Origin of the sequence: Streptomyces diastatochromogenes (assembly GCF_002242805.1) — a bacterium.
GTDB lineage: Bacteria > Actinomycetota > Actinomycetes > Streptomycetales > Streptomycetaceae > Streptomyces > Streptomyces diastatochromogenes.
This window is the reverse complement of sequence record NZ_MCGQ01000090.1, coordinates 1-17,150: the sequence shown is the minus strand read 5'-3', so window position 1 is coordinate 17,150 and position 17,150 is coordinate 1. Positions and strand designations below refer to the sequence as shown.

Genomic DNA, 17,150 nt, shown 5'->3' with positions numbered 1-17,150 from the left:
AACCAGCGGATGCGCGTCACCGCCATCGACCCGGCCGAGCTGGACGCCGACTACGCGATGCGGATCATGCTGGAGACGCTGGCGCTGACCATGACCCTGGACGGCTTCGGCGCCCGGGCGAGGCGCGAGGCCAAGGCACAGGTGACCGCGATGCGCCGGGCCGCTCGGGCCAAGGACATCGAGGGCTGGTTCGCGGCGCACGGCGAATACCATCGCCTCCTCTCCGCCGGCGCGGGCGAGGCGCTCCAGCGTCAGCTGAGGGCACTCTCCGACCGTAGCGTGCGGTACATCCGCATCATCCAGCGCTTCGACTCGACGAGCTGGTCCGAACCCGGCAACATCGAGCACCCCGCGATCCTGGACGCGGTTGTCGCGGGCGACCGCGATGCCGCGGTCTCCTGCCTGGCCCACCATCTGGAGCGCACGGCGCTGAGGGTGTTGCGGGACCATGCGCCCGACTACGTACCGACGGCCGTACCCAAGGCGATGACGCTGGTCAACGCGGGCCCGTCGCCCTGGGAGACCTGAACGGTCACTGGGCGGCCGGAGCCGTCCAGTTCCGGCGCGCCCAGGCTTCCAGGGTGGTCAGCTCGGGATGCCGGGACCGCAGGGCGGGAAGATCCGCGTCGAAGCCCTCGTCGTTGAACCAGCCGAACATCAGGCCCATCTCCTCGTCGGCCTGCAGCACCTGCTCGACGGGCAGCTCCCGGAAGGTGGTGGGCAGGCCCGACACCTTCTCGAACACCTCGGCCATCTGCGGCCCCGTGAGTTCGTCGGAGGCGATCTCCAGCTGACGGCCCAGGTAGTCGTCCGGGTTCTCGAAGGCGTCCGCGGCGAACAGGCCGATGTCCTCCGGGGCGAACATCTGGAGCTTGGTCTCCGGCTTCAGCCCGAGCGCGAGGACCAGTCCGTCCCCGGCCCGCTGGGGGCCGACGAAGGCGAAGTTGTTGATGAAGAAGGCCGGACGCAGCACGGTCGCCGGAAGTCCCAGTTCGGCGATGTGCTGCTCGATCCGGCCCTTGCTCTCGAAGTGCGGGACGCCGCTGTCGCGGTCGGCGCCGCCCACCGAGCCGTAGACGAAGTGCCGCACCTCGGCCCGCGCCGCGGCGTCGGCGACGGCGCGCCCCTGCCGCTCCTCGCCCTTGACGCCCTCCGGCCCCATGAACGTCTGCACGCTGTAGACGCCGTACACCCCGCTGAGGGCGGCGTCGAGCGACTGCGGGTTGTCGAGGTCGCCCGCCACCACCTCGGCGCCGGCCTCGGCGAGGGCCTGGGCCTTCGCCGACTTCGGGTCACGGGTGAGCGCGCGCACGGGCCGGCCCCGGCGCAGTAGCTCGTGTGCGACCGCGCCGCCCTGGTTGCCTGTCGCACCCAGCACAAGGACGGTTCGCTGGTTGATGTCCGTGGGCATGGCACACGTCCTCTCGCTCGTTTGTTGGCCAGCCAAGTAAACGCTGGCATGGACGTGTGCCGCAGGGAGGATGTGGCGCGTGGTGTCGGCCGACTCGCCCGTGGTCGGTCAGTGGCTCAGCACTCGTAGTCGGCGGGAGCGGAGGCGAGGCGCTTCAGCAGGGCTCGCAGGGTCGTGCGTTCCTGTTCGGACAGGTCGGCGAACAGCTCGTTCTCGACCTTCGTCAGCGCGGTTTCCAGGGTGCCGAGGGTCACCGAGCCCTCGGGGGTGATCTCCACGATGTGGCGCCGCCGGTCGGCGGGGTCGCGTCGACGGTGGACGAGGTCCCCGCCTTCGAGGTCGTTGAGGACCGTCACCAGGACGCTCGGGTCGACGTCCAGTTTGTCGACCAGGGACTGCTGGCTCACCGGGCCCGCACCCAGGTGCATCAGCGTCATGGCGTGCCGAGGGGTGAGGCCGGTGGTGCCCAGGGCGCGGCGGATCCAGGTGTCGGTGATCCTGCCGTGCCAGGCGAGCAGGAGTCCGAGGCGGTCCAGGGGCCCTTCGGGCATGTCGGCTGTCATGTGGCAACGGTAACAGTTGCTATATCGTTGAGCTTCTTCAATCATTGAAGCTCTTCCATCATTTTCCTTCCTTTCCCCTCTGGAGTCGTACATGTTCGTCGGATACGTGGTCGCTGCCGTCCTGGTCGCGGTGATGCTGGTCTTCTCGGGGCGCGGCATGATCGTCAAGGACGAACGAGTCATGGCCTCCCTTAACGCCGTCCAGGTGGCGGACACCTGGCGCCTTCCGCTGGCCGCGGTGAAGTTCGCGGGTGCGCTTGGCCTGCTGGTCGGCATCGCCTATCGGCCCCTCGGGATCGCCGCCGCCGTCGGTGTCGTGCTCTTCTTCGTCGGAGCGGCGGGCGCACACCTGCGTGTCAAGGACGGCAAGGGGGCCGCGTTCCCGATGATCCTGGTCGCGGTGTCGGCGGTGCCGGTCCTCTTCGGCCTCGCGTCGGTCTGACGACGCGTCCTCGGGAAACCTCTCGGTACGGATCGAGGTGTGGCATGGCCGACAGGACGCCGGCTGGGCAGGGGGACGAGATCTATTCGGCAGTCCTCGACCTGCTGCGCGAGGTCGGGTACGACGCGCTCACCCTGGACGCGGTCGCGGCCGGGGCGCGGGTCGACCGGGACACCTTGCGTCGCCGGTGGGGGAGCAGGCCGCGGCTGGTGGCCGCGGCAGTGCGTCGCCGTGACTGCGCCCGCTTGTCGTCCGTCGACACGGGCTCCTTGCGAGGCGACCTGCATGAGATCGCGCGGATCGTCGGTGAGGACCGGCGCGGGAGGGGTGGGGTGCCCTTCGCGGCGCTGAACCGGGCCCTGGAGAGCGATCCCGAGCTGGTCGCCGCACTGTACGGGGAGAAGGCCGAGCCCGAGACGCTGCGCCGTGTGGTCGAGCGGGCCGTCCGGCGTGGGGAGGTGGCGCCGGACAACCCCGCTCTCGAATTCGTTGCGGACCTGGTCGTCGGAGTCGCGTACGGCCGGTCGGCGATCGGGGAGGAGGAGGCGGACGCCGCCTACCTCGTCCGTTACCTGGAGGCGTCCGTCCTGCCTGTGCTGCTGCGACGCTGAACTCCGTCCCAGGGTGAAGGGGCTGACCGCGATGTACCGCGGTCAGCCCCTTTTTGCGTTCCTGGGGGTCCCGTGGGACGGGACCCGAACGTGATCAGGGCGGGGTCAGACCCTTGGCGAGACGGTGTAGCGATAGATCCGAGCAGAATTTCTCGCAAGATGTGTTAACAATGGCGCAGTCTCCTGATAATAATTCCGCCATCGACATCGCGCCCGACACCCCAGGGCCGCAGCCACACCCCTCCCCATCCGAGCCTCAGTGCCCCCCCTCTGAGGCCCTTGGCCCCCCACGCCCTACGCCGCTTCCCGAGCCACCCGTACGAGAGGTCCCCGTCATGCGATCGACCAGATACGCCCTCATCGCCGGCGCCGCCGCCACCGCCCTGCTCGCCACCGCCTGTTCCGGAGCCGGCGCCGGCGGATCCTCGGGCGGCGGCAAGAGCATCAACGTGCTGATGGTCGGCAATCCGCAGATGGAGGACATCGCGAAGCTGACGAAGAGCACGTTCACGAAGGACACCGGCATCAAGGTGAACTTCACGGTCCTGCCCGAGAACGAGCTGCGGGACAAGGTCACCCAGGACATCGCCACTCAGGCCGGCCAGTACGACGTCGCCACCATCGGCGCCTACGAGGTACCCATCTGGGAGAAGAACGGCTGGCTGCACGAGCTGGGGTCCTACGCCGACCAGGACACGAGCTTCGACAGGGCCGACCTGCTCAAGCCGATGGTGAAGTTGCTGTCCGGCTCCGACGGCAAGCTCTACGCCCTGCCGTTCTACGGCGAGTCGTCCTTCCTCATGTACAACAAGGACGTCATGAAGGCGAAGGGCATCACGGTGCCCGAGCATCCGACCTGGCAGCAGATCGCCGACATCGCGGCCAAGGTCGACGGCGCCGAGCCCGGGATGCGGGGCATCTGCCTGCGCGGTCTTGCCGGCTGGGGTGAGCTGGGGGCGCCGCTGACGTCCGTGGTCAACACCTTCGGCGGCACCTGGTTCACCAAGGACTGGAAGGCGCAGGTCAACGGCGACGGCTTCAAGAAGGCCACGAAGTTCTACGTCGACCTGGTCCGCGAGCACGGTGAGGCGGGCGCGGCGCAGGCCGGGTACACCGAGTGCCTCAACGCCATGAGCCAGCAGAAGGTCGCGATGTGGTACGACGCCACCGCCGCGGCCGGGGCCCTGGAGGACCCCAGCACCAGCAAGATCGCCGGTCACGTCGGCTACGCCTACGCACCGACCGCCGAGACCAGGAGCGGCGGCTGGCTGTGGAGTTGGGCCTGGGCGATGCCCAAGACCACGAAGAACGCCGACGCCGCCTCGAAGTTCATGCTCTGGGCCTCCAGCAAGAAGTACGAGCAGCTGGTCGGTGAGAAGCTCGGCTGGGCACGGGTTCCGGCCGGCAAGCGGGCCAGCACGTACGACATCCCGCAGTACCAGAAGGCCGCTGCGTCGTTCGGTGACGTCACGCTGAAGTCCATCGAGGGAGCCGACCCGGCCGACCCGGGCGTCCAGCCCAGGCCGACCGTGGGCATCCAGTACGTGGCCATCCCCGAGTTCCAGGACCTGGGCACCAAGGTCACCCAGGAGATCTCCGCCGCCATCGCCGGCAAGACCAGCGTGGACCAGGCGCTGAACGACGGCCAGAAGCTCGCCGAGGACGTAGCCAAGAACTACCGGTGACCCGCTCGAACCGCCCGGCCGGCCCTCCCCCCGGCCGGGCACCGCTCCCCTCTACCCGGCCGTCACTGGCGGAGGAAAGTCCATGACCACACTCACCGTTCCCCCCAAGACGGCACCACCACCGGCCCGTACCCGGAATTCCTCGGGCGCCGGCAAGTGGAAGCGCCGGATCCCGCTGCTCCCGGCGCTGGTCTTCACCATCGCCGTCACCCAACTGCCCTTCGTGGCCACGATCGTGATCTCCACCTTCCAGTGGAACATCCTCAAGCCGGGTGACCGGCACTTCGTCGGCCTGTCCAACTTCACGTTCGTCTTCACCGACGAGCGGCTGCGCACCGCGGTGCTCAACACGATCGTGCTCACCGCGTCGGTGGTGATCGGCAGCGTGGTCCTCGGCCTCGGTCTGGCGATGCTGCTCGACCGCCGGTTCGCCGGCCGCGGCCTGGCCCGCACCCTGCTCATCGCGCCGTTCCTCGTCATGCCGGTCGCGGCCGCGCTGCTGTGGAAGCACGCCCTCTACAACCCCGACTACGGCCTGCTCAACGGCACCCTCAACGCCGTCTACCGGCTCTTCGGAGCCGCCAACGGCCCCACGATCGACTGGGTTTCCTCGTTCCCCATGCCCGCCGTCGTGGTCTCGCTGGTCTGGCAGTGGACGCCGTTCATGATGCTGATCCTCCTGGCCGGTCTGCAGGCGCAGCCCGGTGACGTCCTGGAGGCGGCCCGCATGGACGGGGCCTCCGCGATGCAGACCTTCCGGCACATCACCCTGCCGCACCTGCGCCAGTACATCGAGCTGGGCGTCCTGCTCGGCACGATCTACGTCGTGCAGACCTTCGACGCCGTCTACACCATCACCCAGGGCGGCCCGGGCTCGCAGACCACCAACCTGCCCTACGAGATCTACCTGACCATGTTCCGCAAGTACGAGTACGGCCAGGCGGCCGCCGCCGGTGTCGTCGTCGTGCTCGGCTCGATCGTGATCGCGACCTTCGCGCTGCGCACCATCGCGTCGCTGTTCCGCGAGGAGGTTTCCCGATGACTGCGCGACTGTCGCCCCTGTGGACCTTCGTCGCCTGGCTCGCCACGTTCGCGTTCTTCGCGCCGGTGGCGTGGATGGTGCTCACCTCCTTCCACCAGGAGGCGGACGCGGCGACCAACCCGCCGTCCCTCTTCGCCCCGCTCACCTTCGACCAGTACAAGCTGCTGTTCAGCCGGGACATCACCCCGTACCTGCTCAACTCGGCCATGGCCAGTGTCATTTCGACGGTGCTGGTGCTCGCCCTGGCGGTGCCGGCGGCCTACGCGCTGTCCATCAAGCCGGTCCAGAAGTGGACCGACGTGATGTTCTTCTTCCTGTCGACCAAGTTCCTCCCGGCCATCGCGGCTCTGCTGCCGGTGTACCTGATCGTCAAGGACGCCGGAATGCTGGACAACGTGTGGACCCTGATCGTCCTCTACACCGCCATGAACCTCCCGATCGCGGTGTGGATGATGCGCTCGTTCCTCGCCGAGGTGCCCAAGGAGATCCTGGAGGCGGCCGAGGTCGACGGGGCCAACCTGCTCACCGTGCTGTGGCGGGTCGTCGCACCGGTCGCCATGCCCGGACTCGCCGCCACCTCGCTGATCTGCTTCATCTTCAGCTGGAACGAGTTCATGTTCGCCGTGAACCTCACCGCCACGCAGGCATCCACCGCGCCGGTCTTCCTGGTCGGCTTCATCACCAACGAGGGCCTGTTCCTCGCCCGACTCTGCGCCGCCGCCACGCTGGTGTCGCTGCCCGTCCTCATCGCCGGTTTCGCCGCCCAGGACAAACTCGTCCGCGGCCTGTCCCTGGGAGCCGTCAAATGAGGGCCGCCGTCATCGCCGCGCCGGGCAAGGTGGAACTCGCCACCGTCGACGACCCGGCCCCCGGACCCCGCGAGGTCGTCGTCCAGGTGGCCGCGGTCGGGCTGTGCGGCACCGACCTGCACATCCTTCAGGGCGAGCACGCGCCCAGCCTGCCGATCGTCCCCGGCCACGAGTTCGCCGGGGAAGTCGTCGCCGTCGGCTCCCGGGTGACCGAGGTGGCGGTGGGCACCCGCGTCGCGGTCGACCCGAACCTGTACTGCGGTGAGTGCCACTACTGCCGCCTCGGCCGCAACAACCTGTGCGAGCGGTACGCGGCCATCGGCGTCACGCATCCCGGCGCCGCCGCCGAGTTCGTGGCCGCGCCGGTCGCCAACTGCGTGCTCCTCCCCGACGGCGTGCGCACCGAGGACGCGGCCCTGATCGAGCCGCTGTCCTGTGCGGTGCGCGGCTACGACGTCCTGCGCAGCCGCCTCGCCTCCCGCGTGCTCGTCTACGGCGCCGGAACCATGGGCCTGATGATGCTCCAGCTCGCCAAGGCCACCGGCGCCGCGAGCGTCGACGTCGTCGACATCAACGCCGAACGCCTCGCCACGGCACGGCAGTTGGGCTGCTCCGGCAGTGCCGCGTCCGCCGACGAGCTCGACCGGCCGCCGTACGGCTGGGACCTGGTCGTCGACGCCACCGGCAACGCCCAGGCCATCCAGGACGCCCTCGGCCGGGTCGGCAAGGGCGGCACGTATCTGCAGTTCGGGGTCGCTTCCCCTGCCGCCCGCACCACCATCGAGCCGTACAGGATCTACAACCAGGAGATCACCATCACCGGCTCGATGGCCGTCCTGCACAGCTTCGAGCGTGCCGCCGACCTCTTCGCCACCGGCGTCATCGACCCGGACGTCTTCATCAGCGACCGCCTGCCCCTGGCGGCGTTCCCGGACGCCATCGCCCGCTTCCAGGCGGGCATCGGCCGCAAGATCCAGATCCAGCCCGGCCTCGCCACCGCGTGAACGCCCGAACCGAACGGAACTCCGCCACCATGACCGAGCAGATCCGCCGCGTCCTCGTCCGCTCCCTCGACGACATCACCATCGAGCACGTGCCCGCGCCCGTACCCGGGGACGACGAACTCCTGGTGCACACCACGGTCGTCGGCGTGTGCGGTTCCGACACCCATGCGGCGGCCGGCCACCATCCCTTCATCGACCTGCCCTACCGACCCGGTCACGAGGCGGTGGGTGTCGTCGCCGCGGCAGGGAAGGGCGCCGAGGACTTCAGGCCCGGCGACCGGGTGATCATCGAACCCAACCTGTACTGCGGCCGGTGCCCCCAGTGCCGCTCCGGCCGCTACAACATCTGCCAGGAACTGAAGGTGTTCGGCTGCCAGACGCCCGGCGCCATGACCGACCTGTTCACCATCCCCGCCGACCGAGTCCATCGCATCCCCGACGGCATGACCGACATCGAGGCCGCCCTCGTCGAGCCCCTGGCCACCCCGGTGCACGCCGTGGCCAAGGCCGGTGACCTCACCGGCCGCACGGTCGCCGTGCTCGGGGCCGGCCCCATCGGCCTGCTCACGCTCCTCGCCGCCCGGCACGCGGGGGCCGCCCGGATCGCCGTCACCGACCTGATGGACGGCAAGCGGCAGCGGGCGCTGCGTCTCGGTGCCGACGCGGCCCTGCCCGCCGACGCCCCCGACCTGGTCGAGCAGGCCCATGCCGCGCTCGGCGGACCGGTCGACGTCGTCTTCGACTGTGTGGCCCGGGAGCAGTCCATGGCTCAGGCCACCGGCCTCGTGGCCAAGGGTGGCCACATCGTGGTGGTGGGCGTGGGTGCCGCCGGCACGACCGCGGTCCGTCTGGACCTGGTCCAGGACCGGGAGATCCGTATCGAGGGCACCCTGATGTACACGGGCGAGGACTACCGCACCGCGATGTCCCTGATCGCCTCGGGTGCCGTGGACACAGCCGAGATCGTCACCGCCACCTTCCCGCTGGAGGACGCCGCCAAGGCTTTCGCCGCGTCCGTCGATCCCGCGCACGTGAAGGTGCTGGTCACGGTGGACGGTCCGTGACCGGCCGCTCGGGTGTGCACGTCGTACGCCGCAGCCGTCGCCGCACCGGCGGCCCGTGGTCCGGGAGCCGGACGGGCCCCGGACCCCACCGGCCCGTGTGGGAAACTGCGAGACCGGAGCGACCGGGAAGGAGGGGCGCCGTGACCGCCCGTACGCGACTGTCACAGGCGGCCGTCGAGGAGCGGCGCCAGGCCGTGCTGCAATATGTCGCCGAACACGGCGAGACCCGCATCGACGACCTCGCCCAGCACTTCGACGTCAGTCTGATGACGATGCACCGGGACCTGGACGACCTCGCCGGGCGCCATCTGCTGCGCAAGGAGCGCGGGCGGGCCGTCGCCTTCCCCGCCCTCACCATGGAGACGGCCACCCGCTTCCGTGAGAACAGCGCCCTCGCGGCCAAGAACGCGCTGTGCGCGGCCGTCGCCGACCGGATCAGGCCGGGCAGCACGGTGCTCATGGACGACTCGACCACCCTGTTCCCCCTGGCCGACGCGCTGGCCCGGCTCGACCAACTCCACGTCGTCACCAACTCCGTCGGGCTCGCCCAGCGCCTCGGGTCCGCGCCCGGCGTGAGCGTCACCCTGCTGGGCGGCGACTACCGCGGCGACTTCAACTCCTGCACCGGTCCCACCGTGACCCGTGCCCTGTCCCGGATCCGGGCCGACCTCGCCCTGATGTCCGCCACCGCCATCCTGGAAGGCCGGCTCTTCCACCCCTTGAACGACTACGTCGAGGTGAAGCTGGCCATGCTCGCCTCCGCCGAACAGGCCCTGCTCCTGGTGGACCACTCGAAGTTCGGCAAGACCGCCACCTACGCGTACGGCACCGTGGCCGACTACCACACCGTCATCACCGACACCGGCACCCCCGAGGCGGAACTCGCGGCCATACGCGACCTCGGGGTCACCGTCGAGACGATCGAACCCGAAGAGCCCTCCCCGTGATCCACACCCTGTTCGAAACACCGAGTGCCTACCGTCCCAGCGATGCCGAGATGGCCGCGCCCGTGCCTCCGGTCCAGGCCGTGCTGTTCGACTTCAGCAACACCATCTTCCAGATGACCGACCTCAGGACCTGGCTGCACCGGGTCGGCGCAGCCTGCGACCGGCTCGCGCTGCTGGACGAGCCCGGTGCGGTGGCCGGGATATCCGACCAGCTGCGCGCCGCCTTCCGGCTGCCCTCCGTCGTCGGCCTCCAGGAAGGCCGCGATCTCTCTTCCGACCGGCACCGCCGTGCCATGCGGGGATGGTGGGAGCAGGTCGACTTTCTGCGCGGGGCGGAGGAGGCGGCCTACCGGGAACTCACCGCCCCGGACGCCTGGGTGCCGTATCCCGACACCGAACCGGTCCTGCGGGCGCTGCGCGAGCGCGGACTGCGGATCGGCATCGTCAGCGACTTCGCCTGGGACCTGCGCACCCACCTCGCCCACCACGGGCTGGAGGCCCTGGTCGACACCTGCGTCATCTCCTACGAGCAGGGCCGCGAGAAGCCCGACCCGCAGCTGTTCCTCAAGGCCTGCGCCGACCTGGGCGCCGACCCCCGTGCCACCCTCATGGTCGGCGACAACCCGGTCCGCGACGGCGGCGCGGCCGCCTGCGGTCTGCGCACCTACATCCTGCCGGCGGAGAACCGCACCGGTGAGCGCGGCTTGGCGGACGTGCTGCGGCTCGTGACCTGACAGGACGGAGCGGCCGCCACCCGGCACATCGGCTTACGCCGGACCTCAGGCCTCCTGCGAGGTGGCGCGGGCGAGGCTCTCCTCGATGCGGCCCAGGACCTCGATGACCTCGGCCTGTTGGGCCGGCGTCATGCCTTCCGCGACGCTGGTCTCGAGGTCCATCCAGACCTGTTCCACCTCGGTGCGCAGGGCGTTGCTGGCCGCGGTGGGTTCGACGATGGTGACCCGCTTGTCGGTGGGGGAGGGGCGGCGGCGGACGAAGCCCGCGTTCTCCAGACGCCGGATCGTGCGCGTCATGGTGGCGGCGTCGGAGCCGAGCAGACGGACCAGGTCGGTCTGCCGCTGCGGGCCGCGATCCCACAACTGCATCATGACCAGTTCCTGGCTGGGGTGGAGGCCGACTCGGCGAAGTAGTTGGCCGGCCAGCATGCGGTGCAGGCGGGCCACGCGGAGGATCGCGTGATTGATGGCACCGGCCGCGACGGAGTCCGGCATGTCCGCCAGCCCCGTGGCGTCGGTTGTCGTCGACGGACGGGCGTCTGTGCTCTCCGGCTGGCTCATGGGTTCCTCGTGAGGCCTGTGCAGTTGCTTGAACAAGTAAAGGGTACAGCGCTGACGGGTAGGTGTGATGGGCCGGATTTACTTGTTCGGACAGTAAATGGTGTGTGCTTCCGGCCGGTGGCCCGGCCGGAAGCACACACAGGGGGGTCACGGCATGAAGAGCGGGGTGACGTCGGCGAAGACCTGCATCTCGTCGATCAGCCCGTCCGGCCGGCGATGCAGCTTCGTCGCCGCCGGGAGGCACGTCACCGTGCCGTTCTGGCAGCTGTACTCGACCTCGGCGAGCAGCACGGCCGAGTCGCCGCACTCCCACACCTGGGTGAAACGGTGCGCTGTGCCTCGTATCGTCCCGAGAAACGCGTCGAACGTGGCTCGGTACGCGTCCAGGTCCACGGTCGGCTCCGCGTTGCCGAACCGGATGCGGGCGTCCTCGCTGAACCGGGCGAGGATCGCCTCCATGTCGAGGCTGTCGAAGCAGGCGTACAGGTCGGTCACCCAGCCGGGTGGTTCGTCGGTGTGCCGAGCGGTGTGCGGTGGGGTCACGGTCTCTCCCTCAAGCCTTGTCGTCCCTCGGTCCTGCGCTTGCTGTCCCCGTGGCCTTGCGAAATGCGGGCTCAGGCCCGGGCGAAGCCCCCGTCCACCACCAGCGTCTGACCGGTCATGAAGGCGGCCTCGTCGGAGGTCAGGAACGACACCGTGCCCATCAGGTCCTCCGGCACACCGGTCCGCTTGATCGCCTGGGTGGCGAGAAGCGCGTCGAACAGCCCCAGCTCCTGTTGCGGCCCGGAGAGGGTGCCGGGCGTGCGGACCAGGCCCGGCGCGATGGCGTTCACGGTGACCCCGTGTGCGCCGACCTCGGCGGCGAGCGTGCGGACGAAGCCGATCACTCCGCCCTTGCTCGCCGTGTAGGCGACCATGCCGGGCGGCCCGGAGTGGAAGGTCGCCGAGGCCATGACCACGATGCGTCCCCAGCCGTGCTGCCGCATGCCGGGCAGGAACGCCTTGGTGAGGTGGAAGACGGAGTCCAGGTTGATGTCCATGATGCGGCGCCAGGTCGCCCAGTCCGTCTCCTCGAAGGGGACGATGGGGTAGATGCCCGCGTTGTGGACGAGGATGTCGACGTGCCCGAAGCGGTCGGTGACGGCCGCGGCGAACCCGGTCACGCTGTCGGGGTCGGACACGTCGCAGCGGGCCGAGAAGACCTCGCCGCCTGCCTCACGGATCAGCTTCTCGGTCGCGTCGGCCGGGCCGAGGTCGGCCACGGCGACCGTGTGGCCGTCGCGCGCGAGCCGGAGGGCGTAGCCCTGGCCGATACCGGCGCCGCCGCCCGTGACCACGGCGACCCTCTTGGTTCTCTGTGCCTGTGTGGTGGCGGATGTCATGTCAGGCCCCGGCCTTCCGGATGCCGAGCAGGTGCTCGTAGTACGCCCGCTTCTCGGCCTGGTCCTTCTCCAGGTAGGCCACAACCAGGGCGTGGATCTCGTTCTGCTGGATGGTGTAGTGCTCGTCGTGGCCGGCGAGAAGGTGGCCCAGCTGGTCCATGTGCAGATGCCAGGCGGCGCTCAAGAGGTGCTCGCGGAAGACGGAGTGGGGCAGGGCGTGGGTCAGGGTCAGCTGGGAGCCGTCGCCGTCCGCCTCGACGGCCCACCGCATCGTCGTACCCATGAGGTCGGGGGTGTGGCCCCAGGCCGGGACCTCCCAGGTCAGCGCCAGGACCTGCCGTGGCACGTACTCGAGGACCTTGCCGTAGACCGTCGCGCCCATCTTCGGCGCGATCTGGATGACGACCTCGCCGCCCTCGAACGGCTCCAGCTTGTCGACCGGACCGCCCAGCCACTTCGCCAGCAGCTCCGGCTCGGAGACGAAGCGCCACAGCTGATCCAGGGGCGCGTCGAAGTGCCGTACGAACTCCACCTCGTTCAGGTCGAGGGTGTGCCGGATGGTCCCGTCCACGGTCTGGGGCATGGTGTCGTGCCTTTCGGTGGGTGAGGTGGTGGGCTGCCGCCACCACGGGTAGCGGTCCGCGTCCTCGTGGCCGAGGTCGGGATCGAAGTAGACGTGCATCCTGCTGATACGGCCGTCGCGGAAGTCGAAGACGGCGCAGAAGTGGCCGGGGATGTCGGTGCGGCCGTCCCAGGTGCGGCCCGTGACCGTCTCCCCCTCGGTGGTGCCTTCGACGACGACCCGGTCGCCCCGCTCGACGATCTGGAACTCGTCGAGGTGGTGCTCCATGCGCCGGAACATCGCGCGGCCCCTGCCCGCCGCGACCATCGCGTCGAGTCCGGCGGCGACGCCGAACTTGGGGGTGTAGATCCTGACGTCCTCGGTGAACAACTCGGCGGGACTGCCGGTGATCCGGCCGTCTGCCATGTCGTAGAAGCGTTTGATCGTGGTGACGTGCGCAGAGTCCGCCATGGAGTCTGCCTTTCTGAAGGGTGGTTGGGGTGGTCAGTGCGCCAGATAGCCGCCGTCGACGTTGAGGACCGCTCCGGTGACCAGCGAGGCCTCGTCGCCGCACAGCCAGGTAGCCGCGGCCGCGATCTCCTCCGGCTGCCCGGCCCGGCCGATGACCTGACGGGACAGGACGGCGGCCAGGGCGTCGGGCGGATTGCCCGCCGTCATCGGCGTTTCGATGTAGCCGGGGGACACCGCGTTGACGCGGACGCCCCGGGCGGCGTACTCGACGGCCGCGGTCTTGGTCAGGCCGGCGACGCCGTGCTTGCTGGCCACGTACGCGGCCTGGGTCGGCATGCCCGTGTGGGCCCAGATCGAGGCCGTGTTGACGATCGCGCCACCGCCGGCGTCGAGCATCAGCGGGATCTGGTGGCGCATGCACAGGAACACGCCGAGCAGGTTCACGTTCAGCACCCGGGTGAACTCCGCCTCCGACAGCTCACCGGTGAGCGCCATGGCGTACGTGCCGGCGTTGTTGTGGGCGAAGTGCAGCCCGCCGTACGTCGTCACGAGCGTGTCCACGGCCTGCCGGACCGCGGCGCCGGACGACACGTCCGTGTGCAGGAACAGGGCCTTTCCACCGGCGGCCTCGATGCGGGAGACGGTCTCCTCGCCGCCCTCGGTGTTGACGTCGCACACGCCGACGGCCGCCCCGCGGGCCGCGAACGCCAGGGCCGAGGCCCTGCCTATGCCCGATCCGGCGCCGGTGACCATGGCGACGCGCCCGGCGAACTGCTCGGATGTCGTCATGTCGTCACTCCGGCTTCGGCTCGACGTTCCGCAGGAACTCGTCGGGCATCAGCGGGCACCAGACCGCGGGCGGGACGTCCCAGTCCTGGCCCTTCCAGTCCTCGGTGATCTGGTCGATGTCGGAGAAGTACTCGATCCAGCTGCCCCAGGGGTCGCGCATGTAGTGGAACAGGTTCGAGCCGAGGGTGTGCCGGCCCAGGCCCCAGCCGACGGTGTGGCCCTTGTCGGCCATGATCTGGGCGCCCATGGCCAGTTGGTCGAGGTTGTCGACCTCCCAGCTGGAGTGGTGCAGACCCGGGTGGCTGCTCTGGATGAACCCGAAGACGTGGTGGTCGCCGGGCCCGGAGTTCATGAACACGGCCTTGCCGGTGATCCGGTCGGACAGCCTGAGGCCGAGTGTGCGCTCGTAGAAGTCCTGCGAGCGGTTCACGTCCGAGGAGAAGACCAGCATGTGGCCCAGCCGGCGCGGGCGCGGCGCGGTGTGCGCGCTGAGCCAGCGGGCCCGGTCCACTCGCCGGTAGTCGCCGGCCACGTTCTGCTCGACCGGTTCTCCGGGCCGCGGCGGGGCGAGTTCCCGCTCGCGCACGTTGACCGCGTTGCCGTCGGGGTCGCGGAACCACAGGCCGCCCTCGGGGCCGCCGGCGGGGGCGTCCAGCAGGGTGATGCCGAGCGATTCGAGGTGACGCTGCAGCTCTGGCAGCGATCCCTCCGGTGTCGCGAAGGCGACGTGGTGCAGACGCTTGTCGTGTCCCTCGACGAGCAGGGTCTGGTCCTGGTCCCGGCCGTCGCAGCGTACGACGAGCCGGTCGCCGTGTTCGTCGACGTTCAGGCCGAAGTCGGTGTAGAAGTCCTTGCCCTGGGCCAGGTCGGGCAGTTGGAGGCCGTAGTGCAGCAGGCCGCTGACGCGCATGGTGCATTCCTTCGTCGGTCGGTCCTCCCCGGGACGCGGGGCGGACGGTTGCGTCACTCGTCGGTCACGGTGGCGATGGGCACAGGTCAGGCGCCGTCGGGTCTTCGCAGGTGCGCCCAGAGCCGGTCGAGCAGGGGCGGGGCGGCTGCTCGCCAGGCCGTGATCTCCTCGGCGGTGAGGGCCCGGATCGCACCGGCCTGACGTGCCGCGAGATGCAGACGGCAGGTGGTGTCGAGGAGCCACATACGGGCGACGGCATGGCCGGGGCTGCCACCGGTGGTGACGGCACCGTTGCCCCGCAGGACGAGGGCGTCGGCGTCGCCGAGCGTGCGGGCGGCCCGTTCGGCGATCTCGGCCGAGCGCATCAGGCGTGCGTCGTCGTGCACGGGCACGGCCTCGCCGAGCATGGCGCCCTGTCCGTGCAGGGGCGGAATGCTGCGGGAGACGACCGCGCCGGCCGCGAAGGCGGACTCCGGGATGGCGCGGGCGACGGCGTGCACGTCCGGTCGTGCCTGGTAGACCGCCAGGTGGATCCAGGCCTCGCCCGGTGCGTTCGCCGGGAGCGCCGACGCGTCCAAGGGGATCTCGAGGAGCGTGTCCTCGGTGGCCCGGGCGAGGTCGATCGCGGGTGTGATGAGCATCCGGTCGTCGCGGCGCGCCGACACATGCCCGAAGGCTGCCACCAGGCCGAGCGCCCCCAGCGTACGGGCCGCGGCGACGACTTCCCCGGCGGTGTCCGTACGGTCCGTCGCGCCCCCGGCGGTGTCCGTACGCTCCGTCGCGTCCCCGGCGGTTGCCGTACGGTCCTCCGCCACCGCCTCGCTCGTGAGGTGCCCGGTCATGGCCGGGTTGCCGTTCGGCCGGTGTGTCGGCCGGTCATCCCGCCGCCTTGTCGGAGGACACGGGTTCCGGCTGTGCGGTCACGGACTCGGCGTCCAGGGCCGTGAACAGCGGTGCGGAGTCGATGTGGATCCGCAGGGAGGTGATGAGACCCGAGGCGTCGCGGTCGATGACCGTGGCACAGGGGAGGACCACCTCGGTGCCGCCGCGCGTGGTGTAGTGGACGCGGGCCTCCAGGACCAGGGTTCTCTCGTCGACCGTCCAGCGGTTGCACCACTCGTGCCGCATGCCGGAGAGCGCCGCGCGCAGGTTCTCCAGCACTTCGCGCATGGCTGCGCGGCCGATGGCGGGCGGGTTGCTGCCGAAGACCAGTTCCCCGTCCGGGGTGAAGCGGTCGAGGACGCGCTCGGTCTGCTGGGCGTCCACATCGGCGTAGAAGGAATGAAGCCAGTCGGACATATCAGACATCTTTGTCCCTTTTCGTCCGTACTCGGTAGGGGTCCCCACTCGGTGGGGAGGGGACCGGTCAGGTCACGCGGCGTTGTCGACGGCGAGGCGGCGCATGGCGTCGCGGGTGGCGGTGAGGGCCTGGATGTAGTCGCCGGTCATGGTCCTGGCGTACGTCTCCTCGGCCGCGGAGTTGCCCGGCGTGCCGGCCAGCACCAGGGCGAAGCTGAAGCGCAGCCGCATGTCGTCGCCCTCGCCCTCGATCTCGTTGGCGATCGTGCCGAGGATGGGGCCCGCGAGGCGGGTGAACACCACCCGGTGGGGCGCTTCCAGGGTGATCCGCTCACGGAAGGCGTCGCCCCGGATGCGGATGTCACGGTCGAAGCAGGCGTCGCTGTGGCGCTCGGTGACCCTGCAGTCGCTCATCGCGGGCACGAACGGCAGGGCGTTGTTGGCCTTGAGGACCAGCCCCTCCCAGACGGCGGCGCGGTCGAGCCGAGGTTCCCCCGCTTCGTTGACGGGGATCACGTGGCTCACGAAGATCATCGATCCTCCTTCGGCCGGCGGCACTGCCGGCCTCGTAGTGGGGATGTGCGGTACCGGCCCTGCTACGACGTGGCGGCGGGTACCTGCTGGGGCAGCTGGCGCTGCCGGGTCGTGGGTGCCACCGGGCCGCGCCACATGTCGATGGACGAGGGCTGCTCGGGATCGAACACCCGCGGGGTCCATGCCGCGTCGTCCTCGATGAGGTCGCCGCCGACGGCGTACTCGTAGGTGAGGTTCTCCGGGCCCCGGAAGTAGAGGAACACCGAGCCGGAGGTGGGGTGCCGCCCCGGCCCCATGACGATCTCCACGCCCTGGTCGACCAGGAAGTGC

22 protein-coding genes are annotated in these 17,150 nt (G+C 70.0%); 10 read left to right on the top strand and 12 right to left on the bottom strand.

All coding sequences use genetic code 11. From position 1 onward, the window contains the following. A partial coding sequence (locus BEK98_RS45575) for a GntR family transcriptional regulator (protein WP_094222715.1) occupies positions 1 to 528 on the top strand: 528 nt, incomplete at its 5' end. 4 nt (positions 529 to 532) lie between these two features. On the opposite strand, the gene BEK98_RS45570 is transcribed toward BEK98_RS45575, so the two are convergent. Both BEK98_RS45570 and BEK98_RS45565 read right to left on the bottom strand, forming a co-directional pair. Next, the gene (locus BEK98_RS45570; RefSeq protein WP_094222714.1) at positions 533 to 1,411 is read right to left on the bottom strand and encodes an NmrA/HSCARG family protein; all 879 of its coding nucleotides are present in this window, start codon (positions 1,409 to 1,411) and stop codon (positions 533 to 535) included. Between the two features lie 116 nt (positions 1,412 to 1,527). After that, entirely contained in the window at positions 1,528 to 1,974 is a 447-nt protein-coding gene (locus BEK98_RS45565) for a MarR family winged helix-turn-helix transcriptional regulator (protein ID WP_094222713.1), read from the bottom strand. Between the two features lie 91 nt (positions 1,975 to 2,065). On the opposite strand from BEK98_RS45565, the gene BEK98_RS45560 reads away from it, so the two are divergent. From BEK98_RS45560 to BEK98_RS45520, 9 genes are all read left to right on the top strand, one after another. After that, the gene (locus BEK98_RS45560; protein ID WP_094222712.1) at positions 2,066 to 2,416 is read left to right on the top strand and encodes a DoxX family protein; all 351 of its coding nucleotides are present in this window, start codon (positions 2,066 to 2,068) and stop codon (positions 2,414 to 2,416) included. Between the two features lie 44 nt (positions 2,417 to 2,460). Further along, positions 2,461 to 3,027: a TetR-like C-terminal domain-containing protein gene (locus BEK98_RS45555; RefSeq protein WP_094222711.1), complete on the top strand. Its 567-nt coding sequence runs from the start codon at positions 2,461 to 2,463 to the stop codon at positions 3,025 to 3,027. Between the two features lie 335 nt (positions 3,028 to 3,362). Then, positions 3,363 to 4,712, top strand: coding sequence for an ABC transporter substrate-binding protein (locus BEK98_RS45550; protein WP_094222710.1), 1,350 nt, complete (start codon positions 3,363 to 3,365; stop codon positions 4,710 to 4,712). Positions 4,713 to 4,794: 82 nt separating this feature from the next. Beyond that, positions 4,795 to 5,754, top strand: coding sequence for a carbohydrate ABC transporter permease (locus BEK98_RS45545; RefSeq protein ID WP_094222709.1), 960 nt, complete (start codon positions 4,795 to 4,797; stop codon positions 5,752 to 5,754). Next, a complete protein-coding gene (locus BEK98_RS45540; RefSeq protein WP_094222708.1) occupies positions 5,751 to 6,563 on the top strand; it encodes a carbohydrate ABC transporter permease in 813 nt (270 codons plus the stop codon). Before BEK98_RS45545 ends, BEK98_RS45540 begins: the two co-directional genes overlap by 4 nt. Further along, positions 6,560 to 7,567, top strand: a complete 1,008-nt coding sequence (locus BEK98_RS45535) for a zinc-dependent alcohol dehydrogenase family protein (protein ID WP_094222707.1) — start codon at positions 6,560 to 6,562, stop codon at positions 7,565 to 7,567. The genes BEK98_RS45540 and BEK98_RS45535 overlap by 4 nt, the downstream gene beginning before the upstream one ends. Before the next feature lie 29 nt (positions 7,568 to 7,596). Next, positions 7,597 to 8,631, top strand: a complete 1,035-nt coding sequence (locus tag BEK98_RS45530; RefSeq protein ID WP_094222706.1) for a zinc-dependent alcohol dehydrogenase — start codon at positions 7,597 to 7,599, stop codon at positions 8,629 to 8,631. Positions 8,632 to 8,771: 140 nt separating this feature from the next. Next, complete coding sequence (locus tag BEK98_RS45525) at positions 8,772 to 9,578, top strand: DeoR/GlpR family DNA-binding transcription regulator (RefSeq protein ID WP_094222705.1); 807 nt, start codon at positions 8,772 to 8,774, stop codon at positions 9,576 to 9,578. Beyond that, the gene (locus BEK98_RS45520) at positions 9,575 to 10,312 is read left to right on the top strand and encodes an HAD family hydrolase (protein WP_094222704.1); all 738 of its coding nucleotides are present in this window, start codon (positions 9,575 to 9,577) and stop codon (positions 10,310 to 10,312) included. The genes BEK98_RS45525 and BEK98_RS45520 overlap by 4 nt, the downstream gene beginning before the upstream one ends. A 45-nt stretch (positions 10,313 to 10,357) precedes the next feature. Here BEK98_RS45520 and BEK98_RS45515 read toward each other — a convergent pair whose 3' ends face one another. The 10 genes from BEK98_RS45515 to BEK98_RS45470 form a co-directional block, all read right to left on the bottom strand. After that, positions 10,358 to 10,807 carry a MarR family winged helix-turn-helix transcriptional regulator gene (locus BEK98_RS45515; protein ID WP_244202277.1) on the bottom strand — a complete coding sequence of 150 codons (450 nt, stop codon included), beginning with the start codon at positions 10,805 to 10,807 and terminating at the stop codon, positions 10,358 to 10,360. Positions 10,808 to 11,020: 213 nt separating this feature from the next. Continuing rightward, positions 11,021 to 11,416 (bottom strand): nuclear transport factor 2 family protein, encoded by a 396-nt coding sequence (locus tag BEK98_RS45510; RefSeq protein ID WP_094222702.1) that lies wholly within the window; start codon positions 11,414 to 11,416, stop codon positions 11,021 to 11,023. Between the two features lie 71 nt (positions 11,417 to 11,487). Beyond that, positions 11,488 to 12,255, bottom strand: a complete 768-nt coding sequence (locus tag BEK98_RS45505) for an SDR family NAD(P)-dependent oxidoreductase (protein ID WP_094222701.1) — start codon at positions 12,253 to 12,255, stop codon at positions 11,488 to 11,490. A 1-nt stretch (position 12,256) separates the two neighbouring features. After that, positions 12,257 to 13,288, bottom strand: a complete 1,032-nt coding sequence (locus tag BEK98_RS45500) for an SRPBCC domain-containing protein (RefSeq protein WP_094222700.1) — start codon at positions 13,286 to 13,288, stop codon at positions 12,257 to 12,259. Between the two features lie 33 nt (positions 13,289 to 13,321). Next, positions 13,322 to 14,077, bottom strand: a complete 756-nt coding sequence (locus tag BEK98_RS45495; RefSeq protein ID WP_094222699.1) for an SDR family NAD(P)-dependent oxidoreductase — start codon at positions 14,075 to 14,077, stop codon at positions 13,322 to 13,324. Between the two features lie 4 nt (positions 14,078 to 14,081). Continuing rightward, complete coding sequence (locus BEK98_RS45490; protein ID WP_094222698.1) at positions 14,082 to 14,987, bottom strand: VOC family protein; 906 nt, start codon at positions 14,985 to 14,987, stop codon at positions 14,082 to 14,084. A gap of 86 nt (positions 14,988 to 15,073) precedes the next feature. Further along, positions 15,074 to 15,829 (bottom strand): class II aldolase/adducin family protein, encoded by a 756-nt coding sequence (locus BEK98_RS45485; protein WP_094222697.1) that lies wholly within the window; start codon positions 15,827 to 15,829, stop codon positions 15,074 to 15,076. A gap of 34 nt (positions 15,830 to 15,863) precedes the next feature. Next, positions 15,864 to 16,286: a nuclear transport factor 2 family protein gene (locus BEK98_RS45480; RefSeq protein WP_167444441.1), complete on the bottom strand. Its 423-nt coding sequence runs from the start codon at positions 16,284 to 16,286 to the stop codon at positions 15,864 to 15,866. A 72-nt stretch (positions 16,287 to 16,358) separates the two neighbouring features. Further along, on the bottom strand, positions 16,359 to 16,820 hold the full coding sequence (locus BEK98_RS45475) for an SRPBCC family protein (RefSeq protein ID WP_094222695.1): 462 nt from the start codon (positions 16,818 to 16,820) through the stop codon (positions 16,359 to 16,361). A gap of 62 nt (positions 16,821 to 16,882) precedes the next feature. Continuing rightward, the coding region (locus BEK98_RS45470; protein WP_483027330.1) for a VOC family protein at positions 16,883 to 17,150 on the bottom strand (268 nt) is incomplete at its 5' end.